Annotated in this window: 3 protein-coding genes; 2 read left to right on the forward strand and 1 reads right to left on the reverse strand. The window is 56.9% G+C overall.

Annotated features, from left to right (window positions below):
* Positions 1-195: FHA domain-containing protein (locus WCB02_RS30160; protein ID WP_423963717.1), on the reverse strand; the 195-nt coding region annotated here is incomplete at its 3' end.
* Positions 196-974: 779 nt separating this feature from the next.
* Between WCB02_RS30160 and WCB02_RS30165 the strand changes: the two genes are divergently transcribed.
* Positions 975-1,529 carry a type III secretion protein gene (locus WCB02_RS30165; RefSeq protein ID WP_423963719.1) on the forward strand — a complete coding sequence of 185 codons (555 nt, stop codon included), beginning with the start codon at positions 975-977 and terminating at the stop codon, positions 1,527-1,529.
* 95 nt (positions 1,530-1,624) lie between these two features.
* The gene (locus WCB02_RS30170) at positions 1,625-1,786 is read left to right on the forward strand and encodes a hypothetical protein (RefSeq protein ID WP_423963721.1); all 162 of its coding nucleotides are present in this window, start codon (positions 1,625-1,627) and stop codon (positions 1,784-1,786) included.
* Positions 1,787-1,977: the final 191 nt, after the last annotated feature.

Consider the following 1,977-nt stretch of genomic DNA (forward strand, 5'->3'; position numbering starts at 1 on the left):
AAGCACGACATGATCCGGGACAATGCCCGGATCGCTCAGCACAATATCGGCGTCCGACGAACTGCCGATCCGGTAATCGCCTTCGCTTAGCAGCAACGCGGCGCCTCGATGAGCGCCCGCAACGACCTCGAATTTCAACTCGACTTGTTTCGCACTTATCACTCCAGGCCATTGCATGGCCATCGACTCGATCACGGCACTTCGCCTCTCTGCTGACCTTGGGAGCGCAGGACCTTGGGAGCGCAGGACTCAGGCTATGGTCTGCAGCCGCCGACGCTGGCGGCCGCGCAATTGCTTCGGCTTTGGCGCACGCCTTAGCCCGTTATGTTCCTCGCATCGCTCCTTCCCGTCTGGAGCGGGGCCGACTGACCCTGGAACTTGACTTCAAGTCCCTGGAGCTCCGTCATCTCCTTGATCATTTTCTGCTGCAGAGCCGCCAGTTGAGCGATGGCGCCGGAACTGCTCCCAGATGCACCGGAACTGCCGGAAGGTGGCTTGGCCGTCATGCTTCAATCTCCTCATTAATGACGCTGAAAAACTCCCGCAATGAGCGAGTGGCTTGCTTGCAAGTCCGAGCGCGCGAGGCCTCTCGACAGGTCTGTTACTAGCCCTGTTGACCCGCACCACAGCAAGCAACTACAAGGCTAGTCACTTCGAAATCCAAGTCAAATACAATATCTATTTCGATGAATATAATATTGAATAATAAATACAATTTCAAAAACGTTGCAAACAACATTAGACAGCTCTAGAAATTGAAGATGAGCTGGAGATGTCACTCGTGCAATGCCGAACGAGGAAATTCTTCAGGCTATCCGAAGAGGATTTGCCAACACCATAACGACCGCCGCAACTGCCTGGAATGTTCCATAGGCCATTCTCAACGGTGGCCCCTCAACGTCCGTGAGGCCTGCATGCCGAGACGAGTGCTCCCTGGTTTGGTGTTCACAGCGGCGCTGATCGCAATCGGCCCGGTGGTCGGCGCCGATCTCCCATTGCCGCCCGGTCCGTACAGATATCTGGTCGTCGACCAGGATATCAAAGGAGTATTGGTGGAATTTGGGCGCAATGTTGACCTGCCGGTTGATGTCAGTGACCAGGTCACCGGGCGGTTGCGCGGACAGATTTCGACAACGACGGCGCGCGAATTTCTCGATGGCCTGTGCGAGAGCTATGGCCTCGTCTGGTATTTTGACGGCGCCACACTGCACATCAACGCCAAGACCGAAGTTAGGTCCGAATTGGTCAGCACCGGCCGGCTGTCGCCCAGCGAGGCAGCCGAAAAACTCAGTGCGCTCGGCATTTCCGATGCACGGTTTCCGGTGCGGACGACCGAAGATACGGGGGTGGTTTCCGTTTCCGGGCCGCCACCTTTCCTGTCGCAGGCCCGGCAAACGCTGACCGCTTTGGCACGTCGATCGCGGGAGGATAGCGGCCGTGATGAGATTCGGGTGCGCGTGTTTCGTGGCGGCTACACGCCGACTCCTTCCGACGGGCCGGTCGCCAGCCGCATAAAATCGCAAAGCTGAACCAAACCGGGGTGTTCGGGTGCAACATGATGAGGCTTGCGGCAACCAGGTGAACCGTCGGCGACAGAGAGACCGATAAGCGTCAGGAGAATGAAATGGATGCAGTGAACGGCGCCGCAGACGCCACCCCCCTGAAGACCGAGCTCAACAAGGTCATTGAAACCCTTGGAGCGGAGTTCGAGGAAATGATGATGAACCAGATGCAGAACGTGTTCAACAACGCCAATGCGGCGATGAAGGAAGACGAGAATAGCTAGCGCATTTTCCGGAAAGAAAGCTGGATGCCGGCTTTCCGTAGGACCATTGGGCCGGCATGGAACAATCGGAGCGCTTTCCGATGCTGCGAAATCGGAAAACTATTCGGCGCGGATACGACATCTTGCGCTGCGCCCGGCGGAGCAAAGCGGCCAGGATCGATACCTGAAGATCAGGATGGATAGTTGAAATG

Origin of the sequence: Bradyrhizobium sp. (genome assembly GCF_049581145.1) — a bacterium.
GTDB lineage: Bacteria > Pseudomonadota > Alphaproteobacteria > Rhizobiales > Xanthobacteraceae > Bradyrhizobium.